At 58.7% G+C, this 22152-nt stretch carries 18 protein-coding genes; 13 read left to right on the top strand and 5 right to left on the bottom strand.

Annotated elements, in window-relative coordinates:
- Positions 1-11 precede the first annotated feature (11 nt).
- Positions 12-5156 (top strand): dermonecrotic toxin domain-containing protein, encoded by a 5145-nt coding sequence (locus AACY36_RS22045; RefSeq protein ID WP_339497566.1) that lies wholly within the window; start codon positions 12-14, stop codon positions 5154-5156.
- Positions 5157-5176: 20 nt separating this feature from the next.
- On the opposite strand, the gene AACY36_RS22040 is transcribed toward AACY36_RS22045, so the two are convergent.
- Positions 5177-5446, bottom strand: coding sequence for a PepSY domain-containing protein (locus tag AACY36_RS22040; protein WP_339418391.1), 270 nt, complete (start codon positions 5444-5446; stop codon positions 5177-5179).
- Between the two features lie 143 nt (positions 5447-5589).
- Here AACY36_RS22040 and AACY36_RS22035 point away from each other — a divergent pair, with 143 nt between their 5' ends.
- The 7 genes from AACY36_RS22035 to AACY36_RS22005 all read left to right on the top strand — a co-directional run bounded on the left by AACY36_RS22035 (position 5590) and on the right by AACY36_RS22005 (position 11599).
- Complete coding sequence (locus AACY36_RS22035; protein WP_339456569.1) at positions 5590-6585, top strand: FecR family protein; 996 nt, start codon at positions 5590-5592, stop codon at positions 6583-6585.
- 328 nt (positions 6586-6913) lie between these two features.
- The gene (locus tag AACY36_RS22030) at positions 6914-7363 is read left to right on the top strand and encodes a hypothetical protein (RefSeq protein WP_339418388.1); all 450 of its coding nucleotides are present in this window, start codon (positions 6914-6916) and stop codon (positions 7361-7363) included.
- Positions 7363-7914, top strand: a complete 552-nt coding sequence (locus AACY36_RS22025) for an adhesin (protein ID WP_339497565.1) — start codon at positions 7363-7365, stop codon at positions 7912-7914. Before AACY36_RS22030 ends, AACY36_RS22025 begins: the two co-directional genes overlap by 1 nt.
- Before the next feature lie 67 nt (positions 7915-7981).
- Entirely contained in the window at positions 7982-8722 is a 741-nt protein-coding gene (locus tag AACY36_RS22020; RefSeq protein ID WP_339418385.1) for a hypothetical protein, read from the top strand.
- A gap of 60 nt (positions 8723-8782) precedes the next feature.
- A complete protein-coding gene (locus AACY36_RS22015; RefSeq protein WP_339418383.1) occupies positions 8783-9463 on the top strand; it encodes a C39 family peptidase in 681 nt (226 codons plus the stop codon).
- Between the two features lie 38 nt (positions 9464-9501).
- Positions 9502-10245: a hypothetical protein gene (locus AACY36_RS22010; protein WP_339418381.1), complete on the top strand. Its 744-nt coding sequence runs from the start codon at positions 9502-9504 to the stop codon at positions 10243-10245.
- A gap of 49 nt (positions 10246-10294) precedes the next feature.
- Positions 10295-11599, top strand: a complete 1305-nt coding sequence (locus AACY36_RS22005; protein ID WP_339418380.1) for a hypothetical protein — start codon at positions 10295-10297, stop codon at positions 11597-11599.
- 94 nt (positions 11600-11693) lie between these two features.
- On the opposite strand, the gene AACY36_RS22000 is transcribed toward AACY36_RS22005, so the two are convergent.
- Positions 11694-13019, bottom strand: coding sequence for a sigma-54 dependent transcriptional regulator (locus tag AACY36_RS22000; RefSeq protein WP_339497563.1), 1326 nt, complete (start codon positions 13017-13019; stop codon positions 11694-11696).
- Between the two features lie 342 nt (positions 13020-13361).
- Between AACY36_RS22000 and AACY36_RS21995 the strand changes: the two genes are divergently transcribed.
- Entirely contained in the window at positions 13362-13622 is a 261-nt protein-coding gene (locus tag AACY36_RS21995) for a hypothetical protein (protein ID WP_339418378.1), read from the top strand.
- Between the two features lie 66 nt (positions 13623-13688).
- On the opposite strand, the gene AACY36_RS21990 is transcribed toward AACY36_RS21995, so the two are convergent.
- From AACY36_RS21990 to gnd, 3 genes are read right to left on the bottom strand one after another with little or no spacing between them, the layout of a single operon-like run.
- Positions 13689-14513 (bottom strand): HAD family hydrolase, encoded by an 825-nt coding sequence (locus AACY36_RS21990; protein WP_339428026.1) that lies wholly within the window; start codon positions 14511-14513, stop codon positions 13689-13691.
- Positions 14510-16033: a glucose-6-phosphate dehydrogenase gene (zwf, locus tag AACY36_RS21985; protein ID WP_339497561.1), complete on the bottom strand. Its 1524-nt coding sequence runs from the start codon at positions 16031-16033 to the stop codon at positions 14510-14512. Before zwf ends, AACY36_RS21990 begins: the two co-directional genes overlap by 4 nt.
- Positions 16030-17013 (bottom strand): phosphogluconate dehydrogenase (NAD(+)-dependent, decarboxylating), encoded by a 984-nt coding sequence (gene gnd, locus AACY36_RS21980; RefSeq protein ID WP_339418373.1) that lies wholly within the window; start codon positions 17011-17013, stop codon positions 16030-16032. The genes zwf and gnd overlap by 4 nt, the downstream gene beginning before the upstream one ends.
- 269 nt (positions 17014-17282) lie before the next feature.
- Between gnd and AACY36_RS21975 the strand changes: the two genes are divergently transcribed.
- The 4 genes from AACY36_RS21975 (at position 17283) to AACY36_RS21960 (ending at position 22075) form a co-directional block, all read left to right on the top strand.
- Positions 17283-17462 carry a DUF6026 family protein gene (locus tag AACY36_RS21975; RefSeq protein WP_139113268.1) on the top strand — a complete coding sequence of 60 codons (180 nt, stop codon included), beginning with the start codon at positions 17283-17285 and terminating at the stop codon, positions 17460-17462.
- Positions 17463-17622: 160 nt separating this feature from the next.
- A complete protein-coding gene (locus AACY36_RS21970) occupies positions 17623-19380 on the top strand; it encodes a phosphoethanolamine transferase CptA (protein ID WP_339418370.1) in 1758 nt (585 codons plus the stop codon).
- A 114-nt stretch (positions 19381-19494) separates the two neighbouring features.
- Positions 19495-21720 (top strand): TonB-dependent siderophore receptor, encoded by a 2226-nt coding sequence (locus AACY36_RS21965; RefSeq protein WP_339436728.1) that lies wholly within the window; start codon positions 19495-19497, stop codon positions 21718-21720.
- A gap of 151 nt (positions 21721-21871) precedes the next feature.
- Positions 21872-22075, top strand: coding sequence for a hypothetical protein (locus AACY36_RS21960; protein ID WP_339418366.1), 204 nt, complete (start codon positions 21872-21874; stop codon positions 22073-22075).
- The last annotated feature ends 77 nt before the right edge of the window (positions 22076-22152 follow it).

Here is a 22152-nt window from a genome sequence, read left to right as displayed (position 1 = left end):
GAGAGCAACCCATGGCAAGCGTAACTCCCGCGTATTTTTTCGATGAATTCCTGCGCCCGATCACTCGCAAATACCCTTCAGACAGAGAGCGCGCGCTGGGCTTGACCCTGAAGGATCTCGAATGGCTGATGACGATCTACACCCCCACCGACGCCGTGCGCCAGAGCCGTGAGTCGCCTATGGCCGTTGAAAAACTGGTGATTGAGAGGCTTGGGGAATCTGCAATACCGCTGGCCGGCGTGTTTATGATGAGCCCGTCCCCTGACGAAAAAAAGGCGCTGCTATACAGTCCTTACGGAGGAATCGAGGTATTCGACAACCGCGCCTCCGTAATTGCAGAAATTAGGGAACGCCTCACAAACAATATATTGCGCGTTGATTTAGTCAGTTTTTTGTCTATTGATCAGCGTCAGGATTGTGGCTTCGATGGCACGTTTACCCTGACTGCTGCACCCGTTACGGGCATCGTCTTTGTGGACCAGGAACAAACGATTGAGGCAAGCCAGAAACGTAACGTGCAACGCATGCTCGAGGAGTTACGCAAGCTCCCCACCCTGCCCTCAATGCTCGACAAACTGCTGGGCGTCATGGCGCGCCCTTACTTTCCCAAGCTCGATCAGCAACAGACGTTGGTCAATAGTTTCCTGGTTCCAGCGCAGGACAGCGGTGATGCCGTGACCCGATGGGTGGGCTCGGCGACCCTCAATGAGACCTTGCTGCAGTACTACCTGAAACAGGGGTGGCCGGCCAACCACACGCGCGCGTTCACCCACCCCAAGCACGATACAAGCGCCATGACGGCCAACGCGCTCAAACAGGAACTTGCGCAGTGGGAGCACGTGGTAGAACAAACCGCTGCCGTCTTCTCCACGCTGCTCAGCAGCCTGTTGCAGACGTGGTGGAATGAAGATATCGGCGGCAACCAATCGCGCATGGATTTGTTTGCCCTGGTAATGAGTGACAAATTTCGCGCCGACCTGCTGCTCAAGCACCAGAACGCTATTCTGACGTCCGAGGAAGCCCATCGACTGCGTGCCGTGTTCCTCCCCGACAAGGCGTCACGCAGCGCCTGGCATGCGCCCTTGCGGATCGAAAAGGTCAACATTCATGCGCCCTATCAACATTATGTTGAGCTGGCTGCAACCTTGTTGATCAACGACACGCATGCCTACCTCTACACCCAGACGCGCGGGCTGCAAGTGCTCAAGAACCTTGACGACCTGAAGGACGTCCTGCTGAGCATGCTCAAGGCCGCCGGGCATGAGGACGAGTTGCTGAATTTCCTGTCCCTGGACGAGCGCAGCCTGTACCTGGGCATGGATGCGGTGCAAGTCAGCGGGCTGCCTGTGGCCGAAAGTGTGTTCGGTGGGATGGTCAAGGACATTGCCAGCAAGCAATTGAGCAACATGGACCATGCACTCGCGCTCTTTCGCCGCAACGACGGTGCAGCAGACCTGGCAGCGCTGCTCGATTGCGCCCTGGACCTGCGCCACATGCTCGACCACCGGCTGCTGGCCCTGGAAGCCGAAGGACGTTGGAGCCTTCACCCAGCCACCAGCGGCAACGGCCGGCCCTCGACGGTTCAGGCGGAGCGCGCTAAACAACAGCGGGTAGCACTGCGCGCGGCTCAGGAAGCGTTGATGGCGCAACGCCAGAAGCATCCCACTCTGCGCAGCTTGGCTTTACATGCCCTGAAGACGGCGTTGGCCCTACACCTACTGGACCTGGACCCCACGGATGTATTCGCCAACACCTACGCCACTGAAGCGCAGCAACAGGAGGACCGTGTCCCTGAATCTTCACGAAGCATGGTCGATCATCTCGTCGAGCGTCTGGCAAAGGTTGCCGACCCTGTCGGCGACTCGCCACGCATCGGTCTCTACAGCGCTCGCCGCAGCGGGACCGCCACGCGTTGGAACAACCTGAACAGCCGTGTTTTCAATACGGTCATCGAACAGGCCATGCGCCCTTTTATACAGCACGACATACGCACCCTGCCGCGCCTGTTCCTGGAAGGTCATCGCAACGAAATGAACGCTTCCCTGATGCAGGGACTGCGCAGCGAGGCCGAACTGCGGCTGCTCAACAAGACATTGAGCCCCGACCACCAGGCGATTCTCGACGCGGTCCTGCGGCCCGACAGCATGACTCGCGACAAGCGCCATGGGCTCAAGGGTTTTCTGCCGGATGCCTACAGCTTGACGCTGACCCTAGGCGACGACAAAAGAGCCCACCCCCTGGCCAGCTGTTTTGCACTGACGCAGCGCGGCGGCATCGACCCTGAGCTTTCGGGTAACGTCGTGCTCTGGACACCCCAGCAGGGTCTTGAGCCCTTCGCCTCAGTGCACGCCTTGCGCCAATCCCTTGAACTGCGCCTGACCCAACCCGACCGGCGCTTGCCGCTGTTGCTTAACCTGCCCATGAGCCTTCGCGCGCCCCATCAGGTCTATCGCCTCGGGCCCCTGCAACGCATCGACGAACATTTTTTGAACAACCGCCAGCAGAGCTACCTGGATTACCACCTCGACGCCATCGACTACTGGCTCGCCACGCCACTGGGGCCAACGCCATTGCAAGACCGCCTGGATGAGCAAATGCGACAGCTGGCGCCGTCGAACCTGGAGCGCGCCAGTGCCATCGCCCAGGCAATGGTTCAGCAGCAGGCCTTGCCAGTGTGGCTGGGTATGGCTTCGGCCGAGGATCAATTGCTGCACGCCGAACTGTTGGAGCAATACCGCCTCAGCGCGCCTGACAATCAGGACTACCTGCACAGCGTACCTACCTTGCGTGAACACGTTGCCCGCACCTTGACGGGCCTGCTCAAGGCGCGCTTCCCCGACGCCGCCCTGGACCCGGAAAACATCCAGATACCGGCAAGCGTACTGCTCGACGGGCATGCCCAAAGCCTGACCGACTTTGCTCTGCGCCACCTGCCGGAACCGAACGCCGACAACCTCACCCCCACCGCCCGCGACACCACCACCCTGCCGCTAGCACTGGACGGCACGGCAGTGGTGCAGTTGGTCCGCCAGTTGGATATTGCTAAAACCTACCGCGAATGGCTCACCACCCACCTCGCCGCCGATACCGACGATGCCCGACAGCGTCGCGCCCTGTTTTGCCGTCAATTACCCTGGCAGGTGCTGCGCCACGCCCATGAAGAAAAACTCGAAGAGCGCCTGAGTGCTGCGGCCTGGTGCTTTATCCAGCAAATTTTCGACATGCCGGATGCCGAGGCGCGGGATAAGGTCAACGGGGCAGCAGCAAGGATTCACCCCTTGGAACTGATCGCTACCCCGGGCGCGACGCCGGTGACCGTCCCTTGCGTCTACGTGATCGGCCCGCAGGCGCCGGCGACCGGCCCGCGGGTGCTCTACGCGCCATACGCGCCTTTTCGCGTGCTCACGGAATACACCAACGAAGAAAGCTTGCGCACTCAGATCAACCGCCCCGGCCCTTTACAGGGTTGGATCATCCGGCAGTTGGGCGATCCCGACCAGGCGATATACCGCAACCTGTTCCAGCAACCGGCCGCCCCGGACACACAGGAGGTCAGGCTGGCCTCACACCCGATCAGGCGCAATATTCTGCCGCGGCTATTCGATGACAACACGGCGCAGTTGATCAAAATGCTCGCCTGCCAATTCGAACGCGGGAGTAAAGATCAGTGGGACGGGGTCACCGGCCTGTTACGCAGGGGCATCCCCATGGCAGCGCAGTTTATTGCGGGCAAGCTCCAATTCCCGTTGGTCGTGTGGCGCAGTTTCAAGTTGTTCCAGGCTTCGGCCGAGGCCTTGCAGCAACAGCATTTCGGCGCAGGCTTGCTCAGATTCATCCAGGGATTGGGGACACTCGCTTCATTGCGCGAGGAACTCGATGAGCTACTGGAGCCGTTGCTTTCATCGCCAGCCACGGATCTGCCGGACAGTATCCCTGCCCCTGTGACGACCAGTGCAACACTGGACGTGACAAACCCGGTGCGTACCCGCATGCAGTGCTTTGAAGACGTGACAGTGTCGCTGGCGCAGTTGGAGCAAGATCCGTCGCAGCATGTTTATGTCACACCGAGCGGCAATCATTATGTGCCGGTGGCCGGGCGGGTGTACCCGGTCGAAAGAGCCGGCGCACGCTGGCGGGTGCGCCTGGCGCAGGTGCTGGGCCCGTTTGTCGAGCGCAACGCACAGGGTGGCTGGGTGTTGGACTTTTCTGCACAAGAACCGCGGTTCGGTCCCGCAGTGTCGCGTTTCAAAGGACGGGTCGTCACCTATAGAGTCGAGCGCAGTTCGATGAATATTGAAGCGGTGGGAATGCCGGCGATCCGTGCACTCCATCCTGGAAAAGCCTACTGCATCGACCGCGCGCTCAACGTCGCGATTTACTACGCGGTCATGTGTGAACGCAATCTCGCGCACTTTGCCCAGCAACGTGATCCGGATTCGCGCGTAGGCCGCTTCTTGACCGAAATGTTCGGCATGCCCACTTTCAATACGGCGCACGTCACGAAAATTCAGAAACGTGTCGCCGAGATTACCAAGGGTTTGACCCAGCAAAGCCTGATCAGGCCAGATTCAATCCGACTCGTCACGGGCGCGGCCCGTTGGTCGCCGACCAACACCTATGCTTTTGTAATACCCGCAGACCCAGAGCAGAAAATCTACTTGCTCGACTACTTTTTCAATACGCACATGGACGCTTATCGGGGTCATCTCAACGCGCCGTTCGATCTTGACGATCATGCAAGGGCAGCAACCCTGATCCATGAGATAAGCCATCTGGTTTCGAAGACTGAAGATATCGCCTACCTGGACTCCATGCGCCCGTTTGCCGACTTGATCAGCCGGGGTACGGCGGACGGCCTGCGACAGCATACCGCGCTGTCCAACCTGCAACGCACCGCGCTGTCAGTGCTGACTCCTGCCACCATGCTGTTTAAAACATGGGACGACCTTTCACTTCAATGGGAGGACGTAGGAAGTTTGGGCTCGACCAAACCGCGTGACAAGATTCTGAATCTCACCGGCGCCAGGACGCTGGACGATGCCCGGCAGATCTTTATGAGCGATGCGGACCGAAGGATGGACATCATTCTGGCCAATGCGGACTCGGTGACCTATTTGATTACGCACCTGGGGCGCAAGCTGGTTCCGGGGGCCTGAACAGGCCCCCGAGGGGTGTATCAGTCTTTCTGGTCGCGCAGGATGTTGCCCGAGGCGCCATCAATGCGGGCTTCATATACGGTACCGTCAGACTTGCGGCCTTTGACTTCCCAGTAGCCATTGTCGTCTGCCTCAGCGGCGTACACCTCGACGTATCCGCCTTTGGTCTTGGCAACTTCAATCGCCTTCTCGATCGGGATCCAGCCCGCGCCCGGCTTATCGGCAAAGGCAGCACCGGCGCCGAGCAGCGCGGAGGTTGCACACAGAGCGACTAAGGTTTTCTTCAGCATTTTCGTACTCCATTGTGGGAAATGTCCTGAATTTCTTAGGTGCCTTCAAACGAGAATAAGTTCCAATTGATGTGCAATCGCCATGATGGCTGTTCTCGCGGTCCATCCTGGGAGGTTAGAATGTACGAAATCAGGATGAGTTAATGAGCGAAAAGTCCATTTCAGAAGCCGAATATGACGCCATCACCGACGCCGCCGCGCATTGGTGCATGCGCCTGCACGCGGGTGATTGCACCGCGAGTGAACGTCAAGCTTTTGCCCAATGGCACGATTCGCACCCGCTGCACGCCTTCGAATACGCGGCAATGCTGGAGATCTGGGACGTTGCGGACCATCTGCCACGCCAAAACACCACACCGACAGAGGTGCCGTTCAAGCCCCGCAGCCGGTCGCGCATCTACGCGGTGGCTGCGGCGATCTGCCTGGGCGCCCTGCCCCTGGCCGCCTTCACTGGCTGGGAAGCCGGTTGGTTGCCCAGTTCCTATGAGCGCTTTGATGCCGCTAATGGCCTGCGCCAGGTCATCCTCGACGATGGCAGCCAGGTAGAACTCAACCTGGGCACCGAACTGGTCTACAGCAACTACAAGGACCAGCGTCGGGTCACGCTGAAAAAAGGCGAGGCGTTCTTCAAGGTCAGCCATGACAGCGCCCATCCGTTCATTGTGCACGCAGGCAGTGGTCAGGTACGTGTGACGGGCACCCAGTTCAACGTCTGGAAATATGAAGACCAGGTACGGGTGATGTTGCTTGAAGGCTCGGTTCAGATTGCCAGCGACCAGGTCCACGGGAGCGTGCCCCTGACACCCGGCATGCAAGCCAGCTACCAGCAGGGTGATGCCACGCCACGCGTGCGCACGATCAACCCGAATGACACCGCGCTGGCCTGGCGCCAGGGCAAGCTGGTCCTCGACAACCTGGCCCTGGCCGACGCGTTGCCGCTGATCAACCGCTACCTGAGCAAGCCGGTGATGCTGGCCGACGCCACGACCGGAGCGATACGCATCGGTGGTATCTACAACATCGATGAGGTCAACAACCTCATTCCCTCCCTGCCCAAGGTTTTGCCGGTATACCTGACCCAGAACCAGGACGGCAACCCCGTACTTAATTCTATTCCGCGTAAAACACCTAAAGGCTGACACCCTGCCTCCTTGCACGGGCGATGTCGCGCCACAAGTGTCCATTTTTTTAACACTCCCCGGCCTTGAATCGCCCGTGCTCAGCGCATTCACCGTTTTGTCACGCGTGTTGTTACAGCGCTGATACAGCGAGTGAAGCGTTTGTGCAGTGGCTAAGTCTGTGGGTTTGGGCAGGGTACTGTTTCAGGATTGAAACAGCGATGCCATCACTTTGCCCATCAATGCCCGTAACACATTGAATACCAAGGCCAAATAAAAAGCGGCACGGCTTCTGCTCTATCCCTTACAGCGCTGTTTAGGGTCAGCGCGAAGAATAAGGAATGCCGCCGTGAATACATGCACTCAAGGTTCGATGAACGTGTTGCTGATCAGCTGTGCACTCAGTGTCGGCCTCAGTGTTCCGAGCTATGCGGGTGACGGCGTTATCGTGACTGGCCGAGACGTACAGGGGCACATGTACGGTCGATCTGCATTCGGCAAAGACCCCTACCCCACCACCGCCAATGCCAATCCGAGCCGCGAGATCCTAGGGTCCACCGGCGAACTCAGTGACATGGACATCGCTGGCATCAGCAGCGGCTCAAGCATCACCCGCGCCATCATCCCAAACGGCAACATCCCTGGTTTGACTAACACCCAAGGCAGCGTGTCGACACTCGGTTCCGGCGCAGCCGTCAGCCATGGTGCAGGCGCCTCCATGGGCGGGCAGATCAGCGATTCAATCCAACGTGGCATGGCCCCCCTGAACAACCTCGGCAGCATGATGGGGGGCAAATAATGAAACGTTCCCTGCTGCTTCTCGCCCTGCTGAGCAGCACGGCGGCCATGGCCGACAACACCGCCGTGATTAACAACAGCGGCAAAGACTACGACGGCAACGTGATGATCAATCAGGCGGCCGGCAACCAGCAACAAATGGCCAATAACCGCGCCGTCACGCTCGGTGGGCAGGCCACCACCCGCAATACCCAGAACATGAACGGCAACGTCGATCCCTCTCTCAACGCGAAGGCCTCGATCGAAGGCGCCTCTTTTACCAATGGCAACGGCATGGTGGGCATCAACCAGTCCGCCGGGGCCAATAACCAATCAATCAATGCCGTGCGGATCAGCCTCAACCCTGGCCCGCAAAGCATCGACGACAGCGTCCTGTTGCAACAGAACACGACGACGCTGGCAACCGACTCAGGGCTCACCCCCACCACTGGCAGCCGCCAGGTCGTGACAAGCGACCAGGCCTTCACCGGCAGCCGAGGAGTGATTCAGGTGAACCAGAGTGCAGGGGTGGGGAACCGAGTGGCTAACACCCTGGGCATCACTATCAAGTAACAGCTTGGTAGCACACGTTAGACCGTACCAACACTTAACCCACTAATTAGAAGCAAGGAGAAACACCATGAAACCTCAAATGGCTCTGAAACCAATGGTTTTCGCTCTCGCCGCGCTCATGGCTGCTGCCGCTCAAGCAGGGGGTGGCTGGCACCCTGCGCCTCAACCAACCGGCGTGGTCGCCTCCGTGGTTACGGATGTGCAGAACAGCGCGGGCAACAAGTTCGATGACACCAACACCGAAAACAACGCCTCTGCTGATGGCTCGGTAAACGGCAACAGTGGTAGCACCATTGTTAACAATCAGTCAGGCACCGGAAACCAGGCAGACGGTTCAGGCGCCATCTCCAGCGCCAAGGGCGACTTTGCAACCGTGTTTGCCGTGGCCGATGTGAATCAAAACAGCGTGCTGAACAATTATGTCAACAAAGGTACCCAAAACAACGCATCCCTGGATAACGCGGTTAACGGCAACTCCGGTAGCACGATTTATAACGGTCAAGCCGGTCAAGGCAACCAGGCCAAGGGCAACCTGGCAATCACCACTGCTGACGGTAAAAATATCGCAGCGGCGGCCAACACCGAGCAAAACTCGCTCGGTAACAGCTACCTCAACGCGGCCGCCAGCGGGAATGGCCACTACAGCAAACCTCAATACGTGTCGAACAACTCCAGCCTCGACAACGCAGTTAACCGCAACAGCGGCAGCACAATTGTGAACTTGCAGTCCGGCTCCGGCAACCAAGCCAGCGGCAGCCTGTCGATCAGCCAAGGTTGCAGCGTCTGCGCCAGCGGCGTGCGCTTCTGATCCAACGGGGCCTTGGCAACAAGGCCCTTTTTATTACAGTGCCCAGCAGGTCATACGATCATGCGCCTCGCGACCCTCAGCCTCTTGATGCTGCTTACCGGCCCTACCTGGGCAGGCACCATGGCGATCTCCGCCATGCCTGGTGGTGCAGTCATCTACAAGAAGGTCGAGAGTATCCGTGAACGCCGGTTCGCCAACCTGGTGGAACAGAAAACCGATTTCAGCTGCGGTGCTGCGGCACTGGCCACCATCCTGCGCCAGGGCTACTGGCTCGACGTAGACGAAGACCACGTCATCAAAGGCATGCTGCTCAATGCAGACCAGGACCTGGTACGTACCCAGGGCTTTTCCATGCTGGACATGAAGCGCTACCTCGAAAGCATCGGCATGCGTGCCCGGGGCTACAAAATCGGGCCAGATACCCTGGCGACCGTGAAGATCCCCGTGGTGGTGTTGCTGGAAATTCGTGGCTACAAGCACTTCGTGGTGTTGCAGCGCGCGGACAAGGAGTGGGTCTATGTCGGTGACCCGGTGCTGGGCCACAAGCGCTATTCGCACGACGACTTCGTCAAAGGCTGGAATGGCATCGTCTTCGCCGTGCTGGGTGAAGGCTACGACAAGGCCAACGCCTTGCTTGACCCGCCCACGCCACTGACCGCCAAGAACCAGTTGAATGAGTTCACGCCCGTAGGCGATGCCGAGTTGATGGACTTCGGTTTCATCCAGAGCGACTTCTTCTAAGAAGCGCAAAAAGGAGCAGGACGCTCCAGGAGCAAGAGATGAACACTTCCCGTTGGCTGACGGTCTTGTGCCTGGCAGCCTCAATGCCCGCTTATGCTTCATCGGGGTTCAAGCCGATTGAGCTCAAGGATTCGGAAATGGCCGAACTGCGCGGCCGGTATGTGATGCCGGGGCGGATTATCAGTTTCGGTATTGTCATGAGCAGCACCTGGACCAATGCCATAGGCGACACCATCACCGGCAAGGCCAGCATGCAAGTCGACTCGTCCACCATCACCCCGCAGTTTTACGTGCAGACCACCGGCTCGGCTGGCACGGGCACCCACCAGAATACCGGTACCGGTAACGTGGTCGGGGGCGCAGGCCTGGGCACTGGCACGGGCGTGACCCAAAGCGTACGCACCGCCGGCGATGGCAACACTGCCTACAACAATGTCGGTATCAACGTCACAGAGAATGGCTTCGCCCCCTCCAGCATCGTGCAATCAGGGCATGTGCTGGTGGCGGGTGGCACAGTCAGCGGCGACAGCGCGGCCGGCCGTGTGAGCGTGTCGGCCAACAATGGCGGCTTGCAGATGGCGATCCAAGGCAATCATAACCAGGGCAACAGCCGCCAGCAGATCGGTGGCGGGCAAGTGCTCCAAGGCACGGTATTAACCGGCGATAGAAACGTCGTCACTAACATGACGCAGCTCAATGTGGTGATGAACAACGGCCTGACCAACCCGGCATTGAACTGCAATCTGGACCCACTCAAAGGCCTACGCACGCTAGGTTATTGAACTACGCTGACCCTCGACACTTTCGCATTAGAAAAGGACGGCTTATTTCATGCATCGATCGTTATCGCTACGTGCGGTGGTTTGTTTAAGTACGCTCTTGCCTGCATCCATGTTGTATGCCGCGCCAGACGCCGATATCGAAGCCCTCAAGCAGGAACTTCTGGAACTCAAGCAGCGGTACGAAGTACAACAAAAAGCCTTGGCGGTGTTGGAGCAGCGGGTTCGTCAAGTCGAGGATCAACCGGCCACACCGGCGCCCAAACGCCTGGCCAAATCCCCGGCAGACTTCCAGAAAGCCAGCGGCACAACGGTGGCCGGTACCGGCGCGGCAGCAGCATCAGGCGGTGCGGGAGGCGGTGGCAGTTCCTACGGTCAGTCGCTCAAGGACGATTCAGCGCCTGCGCAAAGCGTAAGCAACCTCTACAACGAGGCCAGCGGCTTTTTTGGCAATGGCAAGTTCAGCTTTGAAACCGGTGTGACCTATGCGCGCTACGACGCTCGCCAACTCACGCTCAACGGCTTCCTGGCGCTGGACTCGATCTTCCTGGGCAATATCAACCTGGACCGGATCAAGTCGGATAACTGGACCCTGGACCTGACTGGCCGCTACAACGTCGACAACCGTTGGCAGTTCGACGTGAACGTGCCGGTGGTGTACCGCGAATCGACCTACCAGTCCGGCGGTGCCGGCAACAACGCCAACGCCACCTCGGAAGAGTCGGTGAGCCGCGACCCAACCATCGGCGACGTCAACTTCGGCGTGGCCTACAAGTTCCTCGATGAAACCCCGACCCTGCCGGATGCGGTAGTGTCGGTGCGCGTCAAAGCGCCTACGGGCAAAGAACCGTTTGGCATCAAGCTGGTGCGGTCTACCGCCAACGACAACCTGTATGTGCCGGAAAACCTGCCGACGGGTAACGGTGTATGGTCGATCACGCCGGGTATCTCGCTGGTCAAGACTTTCGACCCAGCCGTGCTGTTTGGCTCGCTGTCCTATACACATAACTTCGAGGAGTCGTTTGACGATATAAGCAGTGACGTCAACCAGAAGGTCGGCGGCAAGGTCAGCCTGGGCGACAGCTTCCAACTTGGCCTCGGCGTGGCCTTCGCGCTGAACGAGAAGATGAGCATGTCGTTCTCGGTGTCCGACCTGATCCAGCGCAAGAGCAAGCTCAAGCCTAACGGTGGGGACTGGCAGTCGGTGACGTCCAGCGACGCCAACGCGGGTTACTTCAACGTGGGCATGACGATTGCGGCGACGCAAAACCTGACAATCGTGCCTAACCTGGCGATCGGCATGACGGACGATGCGCCAGACTTTACGTTTAGCCTGAAATTCCCGTACTACTTCTGACACCAAGCAGCCCAAGTAAATACGCTGCACGCAGCGCACAAGGAAAAGCCCCGCAACGATAAGGGTCGTTGCGGGGCTTTTCGGTTTACCCGCCCTAGCGGATCTGGTGTTTGTGCAGCAACCGGTAGAACGTGGGCCGGGAAACGCCCAGTACACGGGCCGCCACACTCAAGTTGTCGCTGTGCCGATTGAGCACGTCGCGCAGCGCCTGGCGTTCGGCGCGGTGCTTATAGTCTTCCAGTGTAGCCATGGGCGGCGAAATTGCCTGCAGGCCGTGCAAGCCCAGATCAACGGCTTCGATCTGGCGTCCTTCGGCGAGCACCAGCCCGCGGCGCACGCGGTTGGCCAACTCGCGCACGTTTCCAGGCCAAGCGTGCTCGCCCATCGCGACGAGGGCGTCATCACTGAAACTACGCGGGCGACGACCGGTTTCCTGACTGTAGAAACGTGAAAAGTGGTTGGCCAGCATCGCGACGTCGCCATGGCGGTCGCGCAATGGTGCGGTCACCACTTGCAGGACATTAAGGCGGTAATACAAGTCTTCGCGGAAGGTCCCTTTCTCAACGGCGGCTTCCAGGTCGACGTGGGTGGCGGCCAATACCCGCACATCCACCGGGATCGGCTGGCTGCCGCCAACCCGCTCGATCTGCTTTTCCTGGAGAAATCGCAAAAGATTGGCTTGCAGCTCCATCGGCAGATCACCGATTTCATCCAGGAACAACGTGCCGCCGTTGGCCGCCTCGATTCGCCCGACCTTGCGCTGATGGGCGCCGGTGAACGCACCTTTTTCATGGCCGAACAATTCGGATTGAATCAAGTGTTCAGGGATCGCACCGCAGTTGATCGCCACAAACGGCTTGTCATGCCGCTGCGATTGTCGATGCAACGTCTTGGCCACCAGCTCTTTGCCGGTGCCGCTGTCGCCACGAATCAACACGGGAGATTCGGTGGGCGCCAGCTTCGACAATAATCTGCGCAGTTCGCGAATGGGCCGGCTGTCACCGAGCAATTCGTGCTCGGGCTCATCCACCGAGGTATGGCCCTTGCCCCGCAACCGCGCCATGCCAAAAGCACGGCCCAGGGTCACCTGTACGCGAGCGACGTCGAAAGGCAAGGTATGAAAGTCAAAGAACCATTCGCAGACGAAGTCACCGAAGTTCTGCAGCCGCAGCACATCCTGGTCGAGCACGGCGATCCACTCGGTCCCACTGCGGCCGATCAGCTCTTTGACGGCTTCGGGTCGTTCCAGGTGAGCGGGCTGCAAACGCAGCAGGCCGACGTCGCAGGATCGGTCGCCCACCGCGTCCAAGCTGCAACTGTCGACGTCCCACCCCGCCGCGCGCAAACCGGGCAACAGCCCGTGGCACTCATCACAAGGATCAACTACTAGCAATCGACGTTGAACGGGCGGGCCACCCATGACTGTTCCTTGGCGTCAAAATTGGTAAATTTATTTAGAAACAACAGTTTGGAACATCTGTTGCCAACCCTAGCAAGATCTTGACGCAGTCCTTGTACCGTTTCGCTATAAGCCTGGGCAAAAAGCCATCCCCCAACTTCGCGCCGTTAAAAGTTACGCGACGCTGAAACGTTCAATCCGCTTTCAAAACAGCCGCTTACATGACGTTAATCACTAAATTTTGAAAATAGTTGTTTTAATGTGTGACCCGTACCCGGCCATCGTGCATCAGTACAAATAACCCGCCGCACGGTCAGCCCAACCGCCGGCACTCACTTGAATGGGCAATGAGAGAGAACCCACATGAACGCCCCGCTCCGCATCAACGAAGCTCTTTTGATCGCAGACCGTGCCTTCCAACCCTTTCAGTGCGTGGCCTGGCACGATGGCAACGGCGCCCTGAGCCTGAGCGTCATCGACCGCACCAATACCCGCATCGGCAGCAAACAACTGTCGTCAAGTGCCTATACCGACCCGATGCAGTTGGAAAACTTGCTGTTGCAAGCCCGTGCCGAGCTCGATAAAGATGGCCACCAGTTGCAATCCTGGGCCATGCCGAAGTAATCCAGCGCTGTAACTTGCGCTCATCGTTTTAAATGAGCGCACGTTCAGTGTTAGAGCGAAAACCGCTTATCGCTTCGCGAGAATAAACCGCTCAATCGCTTCGGCAGCGCCGTCTTCGAGATTGCTGCCAGTGACCACACTGGCCTGGCGCTTGACGGTTTCTTCAGCCTGCCCCATGGCAATCGATAACCCGGCCACATGAAACATCGCCGGGTCATTGCCACCATCACCGATGGCCGCCGTCTGCTCCAAGGGGACCCCAAGGTGCGCCGCCAAGGTTTTCAAGGCCTCGCCCTTATTGGCCAACATCGCAGTGACATCCAGGTACACCGGTTGCGAGCGTGACACTTGGGCTGCCCCCTGCACCTTGGGCTGCAGCTGCGCTTCCAGCTCCACCAGCAATTGCGTGTTGTGGCTGGCAGCGACAATCTTGTCGATCCGGTCCAGGTACGGCTCAAAACTCTCCACCACTACCGGCCCGTATCCCAGGCCATCGGTTTCGCGCTGCTGCATCGGCCCTGGCGGGTCACGGCGCAGCCAATCGCCATCGGCGAACACCCACACTTCCACCTCCGGCTCCGCTGAAAACAGCGCCAGGGTCACCAGCGCCGCTTCTGCCGGAAGATGGTGGGCGACCAGGATGCTGCCATCCGGGTTGATCAGCGTGCCACCGTTAAAGCCGGCCACCGGCACATCGATGCCGAAGGTTTCGATCAGGTGCAGCATGGCCTTGGGCGGTCGCCCGCTGGCCAGGCTGAAAAACACCCCACTGTCGCGCAAGGCGCGCACAGCGTCGGCAGTGCGCTGGCTGAGGCTGTGATCAGGATGCAACAACGTGCCGTCCACATCACTGAGGATAAAACGGATGGGATGAATCGCTGCATCACTCATCCGAGGCTGTGCCAGGCACGGCCATCACGGGCCAGCAACGCATCGGCGGCTGCAGGCCCATCCTCACCCGACTTATAGGCCTGGATCCCGTCATCTTCCTGCCATGCATCGAGGAAGGGCTGCACGGCGCGCCAGCCGTTTTCGATGTTATCCGCACGCTGGAACAAAGTCTGGTCGCCGGTCATGCAGTCGTAGATCAGGGTTTCGTACCCGGTCGAGGGCTGCATCTCGAAGAAGTCCTTGTAGGCAAAACCCAGCTGAATTTTGGCCATGTCCAGGGTCGGCCCGGGCTTTTTCGCCAGCAGGTCGAACCACATGCCTTCATTCGGCTGGATCTGGATTTTCAGGTAGGTGGGCTTGATCTCATCGACTTCGGTATCGCGAAACTGTGCATAGGGTGCCGGCTTGAAGCAGATCACGATTTCGGTGTCGCGCACGCTCATGCGCTTGCCAGTGCGAAGGTAGAACGGCACGCCGACCCAGCGCCAGTTGTCGATCATCACCTTGAGGGCGACGAAGGTCTCAGTGCTGCTGTCAGGTGCAACGTTGGCTTCTTCGCGGTAACCCGGCAGTGGCTTCCCGCCGATTTCACCGGCGGTGTACTGCCCGCGTACCGAGTTGGTCCGCGCATCTTCCAGGGACCACGGGCGTACGGCGCCAATCACCTTGGCTTTTTCACCGCGCACGGCGTCGGCACCAAAGGCGGCAGGTGGCTCCATCGCCACCATCGCCAGCAGTTGGAACAAGTGATTGGGCACCATGTCGCGCAGGGTGCCGGTCTTCTCGAAGAAATTGCCACGGGTTTCAACGCCGACAGTTTCGGCGGCGGTGATTTGCACGTGGTCGATGTAATGGTTGTTCCAGAACGCTTCGAACAGCACGTTGGAGAAACGGCTGATCAGGATGTTCTGCACCGTCTCCTTGCCCAGGTAATGGTCGATGCGATAGATCTGCTTCTCGCTCATCACCTTGAGCAGGCTGGCATTCAGCGCTTCGGCGGTGGCCAGGTCGGAACCGAAAGGTTTTTCGATCACCACGCGACGGAAGCTGTCATCGGTTTCCGTCAGCAGGCCAGCACTGCCCAGGCGCTGCACCACGTCGCTGAAAAAGCGCGGTGCGGTGGCCAGGTAAAACACCGCGTTGCCAGTGCCGCTTTCGGCGATCTTCTTGCCAATGTCGGCGTAGGTGCTGTCGTCGAGGAAATCACCTTCGACGTAGCTGATGCCCTTGGCCAACTGCGCCCATAATTGTGGGTCCAGGGCGTTATCCGCATTACCCTTGACCTTGCTCGCCGCTTCGGTGCGAATGAAGTCTTCGAGTTTCTTCGCGAAATCGGCGTCGCTGATGGCGTTGTGATCAACGCCGACGATGCGCAAGCCATCGCCCAGCAGCCCATCACGACTGAGGTTGTACAGCGCCGGCATGAGCAGGCGCTTGACCAGGTCGCCATGGGCGCCAAACAGAAACAAGGTGGTCGGTGGTGCGGGTTCGGCCTTGGTTTTTTTGCCGTTGGCGGTCATTTTTTGGAAGTCTCCACGTGACCACCAAAGCCGAAGCGCATGGCAGAGAGCATTTTGTCACCGTACGTGCTCTGCTGACGCGAGCGGAAGCGGGCGAACAGCGAGGTGGACAGTACGGGCACCGGCACGGCTTGTTCCATGGCGGCTTCGATGGTCCAGCGGCCTTCGCCACTGTCGGCAACGGAACCGGAGTAACCGTCGAGTTTCGGGTCGGTGGCCAAGGCGTCGGCGGTCAGGTCCAGCAGCCAGGACGACACCACACTGCCACGGCGCCAGACTTCGGCAATATCGGCAACGTTCAGGTCGAAACGCTGGTCTTCCGGCAGGTTTTCCGAATTCTTGGTCTTGAGGATGTCAAAACCCTCGGCGAACGCCTGCATCATCCCGTATTCGATGCCGTTGTGGATCATCTTGACGAAATGCCCGGAACCCGCAGGGCCCGCGTGGATATAGCCCTGCTCGGCGCGAGGGTCAGCGCTGGCAGAACGGTCCTTGGTGCGCGCAATGTTGCCCTGGCCCGGGGCCAGGCTCTTGAAGATAGGATCAAGGCGCTGCACGGTCCCGGCATCCCCACCGATCATCATGCAGTAGCCACGTTCCAGGCCCCAGACGCCGCCGGAAGTACCGACGTCGACATAGTGCAGGCCTTTCTCCGCCAGTGCCTTGGCCCGGCGAACGTCGTCCTTATAGTTGGTGTTGCCGCCGTCGATGATTGCATCGCCGTCTTCCAGCAGTGTGCTCAATTCGTTGATGGTGTCTTCGGTCGGCGCGCCTGCCGGTAACATCACCCACACGGTGCGTGGCTTTTGCAGCCCGGCAACCAGGGCCTTGAGGCCGGCAACGCCAGTGGCGCCCTCTTCGCTCAAGCCTTTGACAAATGCTTCGTTACGGTCGTAAACAACGGTGGTATGCCCATTGAGCATCAGGCGCCGTGCAATATTCCCGCCCATGCGGCCTAGTCCAATAATCCCCAGTTGCATGTGCTGATGCTCCTAACTACTAAAAAATGTGTGACATAGTTTATAGCGCAATGAGGCTAATGAGGGTTAGTCCAGCGCGGATACCTGTAGTTTCATGAGAAAAATTTGCCACCACTTCGGCATCACTGCACAAAAAGTCACATGACCTTCAAAAATAAAAAAGTTCCATTGCTCGCAAAAAGAATTCAGAATCGTCCTGACTGCTGCCGAGAACCTCGACTCAAGCGTTCTGGCACACCGCGACACACTGGCTATTTGCGAGGTAAGCAATGAGCACTGCACAGATGAACCGTCCGCCACAGACCCTCTACGTCACCATTCGACGCGACGAGCTGCGCCAGTTGAAAGACGAACGCGAACAACTGCAGCAGGAAGTCATACGCCTGCGTTCGCACATCATCCAGGCCCAGTTGGATCAGCCTTCCGGCGCCCAGCCAGCGCTCTGCTGAGCCCCGTTATCACGTTGTAAGATTACGTCTACAAAAATCTTACAACGTTTTCACACCTCCCTCCCGATACTCCCGCCCGAAGGGCCACCCCATGCAAGGGTGGCCTCTGTTGCGCGCAGCCCTGCGCGTCGACTGAAAAATTATCGGGTTGGAGCGCTGGATGGCGATGTTCGAACGCAGCACGAAGTCTGCGAAAAGCTTTGATTGGGCCGGTCTTGGCTGGCTATTCCTGTTTTTCTGGTACTTCTCGGGTATTACCCAACTGCTGATTCAGCTCAGTGGCACCTCTGGTTTCAGTGGTTTTCGCCAAGCGTTCTTCATGAGTGCGATCTGGCTGGCGCCACTGCTGATATTCCCCCGCCGTACGCGCTTGTTCGCCGCCTTGATCGGCGTAGTCCTGTGGGCCTGCTCCATGGCCAGCCTGGGCTATTTCTTCATCTACCAGCAGGAATTTTCTCAAAGCGTCATCTTCATCATGTTCGAGTCGAACATCTCTGAAGCCGGTGAATACGCCACCCAATATTTCGCCTGGTGGATCGTGCTGGCGTTCATCGCCCACACCGCCGCGGCCATTTTCCTATGGACCCGCGTCCGCCCGGTGTATCTGCCACGTGGCCAGGCGCTGCTCGCAGCGACGGCGATCCTGGTGGGCGTCATTGGTTACCCGCTGGTCAAGCAGATCGCCCGCAGCGACACGATGGACGATGCCATCGACCGCTTTGAATCGCGCATCGAACCTGCGGTGCCGTGGCAGATGATCGTCGCCTACCACCGTTACACCGAGCAGTTGGACAACATGCAAGGCATGCTCGACAGCGCCAGCCAGATCCCGCCTCTGACAAACCTCAAGGACAGCATGGCCGGCCAGCCCTCAACCCTGGTACTGGTGATCGGCGAGTCCACCAACCGTCAGCGCATGAGCCTCTACGGCTACCCGCGTAACACCACGCCGGAGCTGGACAAACTGCGCGACCAACTGGCGGTGTTCGACAACGTCATCACCCCGCGCCCCTACACCATCGAAGCGCTGCAACAGGTATTGACCTTCGCTGACGAAGAGAACCCGGACCTGTACCTCAAGACGCCATCCATTGTCAGCGTGATGAAACAGGCCGGCTACAAGACCTACTGGATCACCAACCAACAGACCATGACGAAGCGCAACACCATGCTCACGACCTTTTCCGAACAGGCCGACGAGCAGGTGTACCTGAACAACAACCGCAACCAGAACGCCCGTCAATACGACGGCGACGTACTGGCGCCGTTTTCCAAGGCCCTGGCCGACCCGGCCGAGCGTAAGTTCATCGTGGTGCACCTGTTGGGCACCCACATGAGCTACCAGTATCGCTACCCGCAGACCTTCGATAAATTCACCGGCCGCCAGGGCGTGCCGGCAGGCGTGAGTGACGATCAATTGCCGACTTACAACAGCTACGACAATGCCGTGCTGTACAACGACTTCGTGGTGTCGAGCCTGATCAAAGACTACGCCAAGACCGATCCAAACGGTTTCCTGCTGTACTTATCGGACCACGGCGAAGACGTGTTCGACTCGGCGGGCCACAGCACGCTGGGACGCAACGAAAGCAAGCCGACGGCGCCGATGTACACCGTTCCGTTCATGGCCTACGCCTCGCCAAAATGGCGTGAAAGCCATGACTGGAGCTTTGCAGGCGACTTGCAACGGCCTTACAGCAGCTCACAGCTGATTCATACGTGGGCCGACCTCGCCGGCCTGAGTTTCAGCGAGTTGGACCTTACGAAAAGCCTGGTGAGCGACCGCTTCACGGCGCGCCCACAGATGATAGGTAACCCATACCTACGCCAACAAAAACCCCTGATCGACTTCAGCCTGATCAAGCCGAAAAAGGTGAGCCCGACTGACGTGGTGCTCCAGGAACAACCGGCGCCGTAACACAAAAATAACAATCATTCTCGCTTAAGCCTAAAGTTCGCCCGCTCTTTTCGTCTTTGAACCATGGCCTTTCCCGACCGGAAAGGCCAAAAAGACGACAAGGAGTCTTCTGCGATGTTTGCGCCTCTAACCCGTTCCATGACCTTCACCCTCGGCCTCTTCAGCGTGGTCGCGAGCCCGGATCTGTTGGCTGAAACCGACCCCGAACAGAAAACGTTCGAACTGGGCGCCACGAGCATCACCGCCGAGAGCCTTGGCGCCACCACTGAACACACGGGCGCCTACACGACCGGTTCGATGAGTACCGCCACCCGCCTTGACCTGTCCGTCAAGGAAACCCCGCAGTCGATCTCGGTGATCACTCGCCAGCAGATGGATGATTTCAATCTCAATACGTTGACAGAGGTGCTGCGCCAGACCACGGGGGTCAACGTTCAGCACAACGATTCCGACCGTGTCTCCTACTCCTCGCGTGGTTATGGCATCAGCAACTACCAGATTGATGGGATGCTCAACACCTTTGGCTACATGAAATCCGATGCCGACACCATCATCTACGACCACATTGAGGTGGTTCGTGGCGCTACCGGCTTGACCACCGGCGCCGGCGACCCCTCCGCCACGGTCAATATGGTGCGCAAGCGCCCTACCGCTCAATGGCAGGCGCAAACCGGGGTAAGAGCCGGCAGCTACGACAACTACTACAGCTACATGGATGTGGGCGGGCCGCTGGCGTTCGACGGCAAGCTGCGCGGGCGCACGGTGCTGGCCTACCGCGACAGCCAATCCTTGCGTGATAACTACGGGCTGCAACGGTCGGTTGGCTACGGCATTCTTGAAGCAGATTTATCAGACGAAACCGTGCTGGCCGTAGGTTTTGATTACCAGAACAAGCAAGTGCAAGGCACGTCCTGGGGCACCGTGCCTTACTGGAATAGCCAGGGTGGCAAGGCCGGGTTGTCGCGCTCGACCAATATGGCGGCGCACTGGAGTTCCTGGCCGCTGACCGACAAGACAACCTTCGCCAGCCTCGATCATCGGCTGGGCGGTGACTGGCATTTAAAGGCCGCCTATACCCATCGCCAGAGCGACACGGATGGCAAGGTGTACTACGGTGGCGCGGGTTTCCCCAATGACGACCGCAGCGGCATGACCGCCTGGGCCAGCCACATGCGTGGCACCTCAAGAATGGAAGCTGTGGACCTCAACCTTGCCGGCAGCTACGCGTTGCTGGGCCGCGAGCATGCACTGATGATGGGTTATGGCGAGGCCACGCAGCGCGACGTGTCCCCTGTGATGCGCAGCAGCATACCGGGTGGCTACTACACGATCGAAGACTGGAAATACATGGGCGGGATTGGCACGTTCGGCGACACCGTTACCGACCTCAAGGGTGAACACAGCAGCAAGCAACAGAAAGCCGGCTACTTGGCCACGCGCTTGAGCCTCACCGAGCGCTTGCACGCCGTACTGGGCAGCCGCTATGGCAGTTGGGCGTTGGAGAGCGCGACGCCCGAATACGGTGACGATGACCAGTTGATCGCGGCCAACAAGACTCGCCAGACCCACAACGACCTGTTGACGCCTTACGCCGGCCTGCTCTACGACATCACGCCGGAATACACCGTCTACGCCAGCTACACCGACATCTTCAAACCGCAAAGCCTCAAGGACGTCAACCGCAAGTACCTGGAACCGGTGGTGGGCAGCCACTATGAGGTGGGTCTCAAGGGAAGTTTGCTGAAAGAGCGCTTGAATGTGGCAGCCGCGTACTTCTGGAGCACACAGGACAACGTCGCTGAGCGGGATGAATCGGCCCTGCCTAACCCGACCACGGGTGAGGAGTACTACAAGTCCGGCGGCAAAGGTAACAAGGTCAACGGCTTCGAATTGGAGGTTGCCGGCGAAGTGATGCCGGACTGGAACCTGACGGCGGGCTACACCTACACCCACTCCGTTAATGGCTCGGACAAGCGCAACAACACCGGGCAGCCATTGAATTTGCTGAAGGTGTCCAGCGCCTACCGTTTGCCGGGGACGTGGCGAAACCTGACGGTGGGTGGTGCCGTGAACTGGCAGAGCGATATCTATGAGTTCAGCGACAGGCCTACAGGCCAACGTGTCGGTAATCAGCGGGTCACCGAACGGGCGAAAATCACCCAGCAGGCCTACGCAGTGGTCAACCTGATGTCCCGCTACCAGTTCGACGAACACGTTTCGGCGTCGATCAACGTCAATAATCTATTTGATAAAAAATATTACGAACGCGTCGGCTTCTATAACGGCGTTTATTGGGGCGACCCGCGCGCTATCACGCTTGCGCTGGATTGGACGCTTTAAGCTACAGCTTATATGACCGCCAACCTTAACAAAATCGTTAAGGTTGACGCCTATCCAATTAAGCTTCGCTTAATCCACCCTGCACATAATCTGCCCCACGAGTCTGATCTAAGAGAACAGACACCGATCACACTTTTTGGGAATACTGACAATGAAAATCTCGACGCTGATGCTGGCTGGCTTAATGACCTTGACTTCCGCCGCTGCCTTCGCCGAAGGCGGCTCAGAGCGCTCTAAAGAGTTTTACGCTAACTTTAATTTCATGCAGGACAAGATGAACGGCCCAGCCGAGGAAACTGCCTCCAGCGAGGTTAAAAACTCGAAAACCGATGAAACACAGCAACCAAAAAGTTGATGTACCGTCATACTATTTGTCATTCCGCTCCGTTGACAAAGATTAACTTGGCGCCATGTAATGGCGCCTTTTTTATT

The organism is Pseudomonas sp. EA_15y_Pfl1_P101 (assembly GCF_963970835.1).
GTDB classification, from domain to species: Bacteria; Pseudomonadota; Gammaproteobacteria; order Pseudomonadales; family Pseudomonadaceae; genus Aquipseudomonas; species Aquipseudomonas tritici.
The sequence above is the reverse complement of the archived record's forward strand: the minus strand, read 5'-3'. Positions and strand labels throughout refer to the sequence as shown.

Excerpts from the sequence above, each read along its gene's own strand:
- zwf (WP_339497561.1), bottom strand. The coding sequence starts at position 16,033 with ATGACCGCCAACGGCAAAAAAACCAAGGCCGAACCCGCACCACCGACC.
- AACY36_RS22035 (WP_339456569.1), top strand. The coding sequence starts at position 5,590 with ATGAGCGAAAAGTCCATTTCAGAAGCCGAATATGACGCCATCACCGAC.
- AACY36_RS21990 (WP_339428026.1), bottom strand. The coding sequence starts at position 14,513 with ATGAGTGATGCAGCGATTCATCCCATCCGTTTTATCCTCAGTGATGTG.
- AACY36_RS22020 (WP_339418385.1), top strand. The coding sequence starts at position 7,982 with ATGAAACCTCAAATGGCTCTGAAACCAATGGTTTTCGCTCTCGCCGCG.
- AACY36_RS21960 (WP_339418366.1), top strand. The coding sequence starts at position 21,872 with ATGAAAATCTCGACGCTGATGCTGGCTGGCTTAATGACCTTGACTTCC.
- AACY36_RS22045 (WP_339497566.1), top strand. The coding sequence starts at position 12 with ATGGCAAGCGTAACTCCCGCGTATTTTTTCGATGAATTCCTGCGCCCG.
- AACY36_RS22000 (WP_339497563.1), bottom strand. The coding sequence starts at position 13,019 with ATGGGTGGCCCGCCCGTTCAACGTCGATTGCTAGTAGTTGATCCTTGT.
- AACY36_RS22025 (WP_339497565.1), top strand. The coding sequence starts at position 7,363 with ATGAAACGTTCCCTGCTGCTTCTCGCCCTGCTGAGCAGCACGGCGGCC.
- AACY36_RS21975 (WP_139113268.1), top strand. The coding sequence starts at position 17,283 with ATGAGCACTGCACAGATGAACCGTCCGCCACAGACCCTCTACGTCACC.
- AACY36_RS22015 (WP_339418383.1), top strand. The coding sequence starts at position 8,783 with ATGCGCCTCGCGACCCTCAGCCTCTTGATGCTGCTTACCGGCCCTACC.
- AACY36_RS21995 (WP_339418378.1), top strand. The coding sequence starts at position 13,362 with ATGAACGCCCCGCTCCGCATCAACGAAGCTCTTTTGATCGCAGACCGT.
- AACY36_RS22005 (WP_339418380.1), top strand. The coding sequence starts at position 10,295 with ATGCATCGATCGTTATCGCTACGTGCGGTGGTTTGTTTAAGTACGCTC.
- AACY36_RS22040 (WP_339418391.1), bottom strand. The coding sequence starts at position 5,446 with ATGCTGAAGAAAACCTTAGTCGCTCTGTGTGCAACCTCCGCGCTGCTC.
- gnd (WP_339418373.1), bottom strand. The coding sequence starts at position 17,013 with ATGCAACTGGGGATTATTGGACTAGGCCGCATGGGCGGGAATATTGCA.
- AACY36_RS22010 (WP_339418381.1), top strand. The coding sequence starts at position 9,502 with ATGAACACTTCCCGTTGGCTGACGGTCTTGTGCCTGGCAGCCTCAATG.
- AACY36_RS21965 (WP_339436728.1), top strand. The coding sequence starts at position 19,495 with ATGTTTGCGCCTCTAACCCGTTCCATGACCTTCACCCTCGGCCTCTTC.
- AACY36_RS21970 (WP_339418370.1), top strand. The coding sequence starts at position 17,623 with ATGGCGATGTTCGAACGCAGCACGAAGTCTGCGAAAAGCTTTGATTGG.